Source organism: Hydrogenivirga sp. 128-5-R1-1, from assembly GCF_000171895.1.
Genome location: NZ_ABHJ01000266.1, coordinates 1 through 1,686, shown reverse-complemented (window position 1 = coordinate 1,686; position 1,686 = coordinate 1). Strand labels below are relative to the sequence as shown.

The 1,686-nt window shown below is 31.1% G+C and carries 2 protein-coding genes; both read left to right on the top strand.

The annotated features are described in order from the left end of the window. The first annotated feature begins 192 nt into the window (after window positions 1-192). A complete protein-coding gene (gene mtaB / locus HG1285_RS02590; RefSeq protein WP_008289092.1) occupies window positions 193-1,503 on the top strand; it encodes a tRNA (N(6)-L-threonylcarbamoyladenosine(37)-C(2))-methylthiotransferase MtaB in 1,311 nt (436 codons plus the stop codon). After that, on the top strand, window positions 1,500-1,686 hold a 187-nt coding region (locus tag HG1285_RS02595), incomplete at its 3' end, for a hypothetical protein (protein ID WP_008289091.1). The genes mtaB and HG1285_RS02595, both read left to right, overlap by 4 nt.

Sequence of the window (1,686 nt, the reverse complement as noted above, 5' to 3'; positions counted from 1 at the left end):
GTCAACTAAAATATTAAGCTTTCCAACAGTTAAAAGATGGCAAGAACCTGTAACTATTTCTGCTGCTCCGTAAGACCTGATTAATACACTCAAGCTATCTACCCTCCTTTAGATGATAAAAACCATTTGAAAAAGTTTAAAATTTTATAAAATTAACTTAATATTAATTCAAAACAGTTTTTGAGGCAATTAATGAAAAATTTGAAAGTGGCATTTACAACTCTTGGCTGTAGAATGAACCAGTTTGAAACTTCAGCCCTTGAGGAAAAATTTAATGAAAAAGGTTATGAGATAAAATCCTTTGATGATGTGGCAGATATTTATGTTGTAAACACATGTACAGTCACAAACGACGCAGATAGAACTTCAAGGAAGGTTTTAAGACAGGCAAAAAGAAGAAATCCAAATGCAGTTGTAGTAGCAACAGGCTGCTATGCACAGGTAAAACCTGAAGAACTAGCTAAAATAGAAGAGGTTGATATTGTAATTGGAAATTCCCATAAAACTGCAGTTTATGAAATAGTTGAAAACTATTTAAATGAAAAAAATCAGGACAAGGTATTTATTGACAACATTTTTAGACAAAATGAATTTGAGACTTTTCAGATAAGTACTTTCTACGAAGGGGCAAGACCAATTTTAAAAGTTCAGGAAGGATGCAACAGCTTTTGTTCATTTTGTATAATCCCTTTTGCAAGGGGAAAAGTAAGAAGTGCAAAAATAGATGAAATAGAAAAGCAGGTAAAGATTTTAGTAGAAAACGGCTTTAAAGAAGTAGTTTTAACAGGAACTCAGCTTTCACAATACGGATACGACCACAAAGAAGGATATTTGTACAACCTTTTAAAAAGACTTATAAAAATTGATGGTCTTTACAGAGTAAGACTTTCGTCTATGGGAATTAACGAGATAGACGAAAAACTTTTAGATTTAATAACATCTGAGGAAAAAATAGCTCCTCATTTTCACCTTTCACTTCAGTCTGCAAGTGATAAGGTTTTAAAAGATATGAAAAGAAACTACACATTAAGTCAGTATATAAAAGTTGTTAATGAAATAGTTAAACGCCGTCCTGATACTGCTGTTGGAACAGATATAATAACAGGCTTTCCGACTGAAACAAGAGAAGAATTTGAGAAAAGCCTAAAAGTCATAGAAGAGCTTCCTTTTGCTTATATACATGTTTTTACTTACTCCCAAAGGGACGGAACGTCTGCAGTTAAATTTGGAGATAGAGTTCACCCTAAAGAGAAAAAAGAAAGGACAAGAATTTTAAGGGAAATATCTGAAAGAAAAAATTATGAATTTAGAAAAAAACACTTAAATAAGAAATTGGAAGTTTTAATAATAGGAGAAAAAGAAGGTAAAAAAATTGGACTTACAGGAAACTACATACATGTAAGATTTAATTCAGATAAAAATATAAACCAATTAGCTTATGTTAATATATTAAATATAGGGAAAGAAAGAGAAGAAAATTATGCAGTAGAGGTGAAAAGATGAGAATAAAAGTGTTATTATCCATAGTATTATCAATATTTGTACTTTCCCATGCCTATGAAGAAAATGTACTAATAGGCAAAGACGCTCCAAACTTTACAATGCTTGATGAGAGCTGTCCTTATATGCCGAGTGAAATTTATTACAAAAAAGACGGTAAATGGGTAAAAAGATGTAAAGAATTAA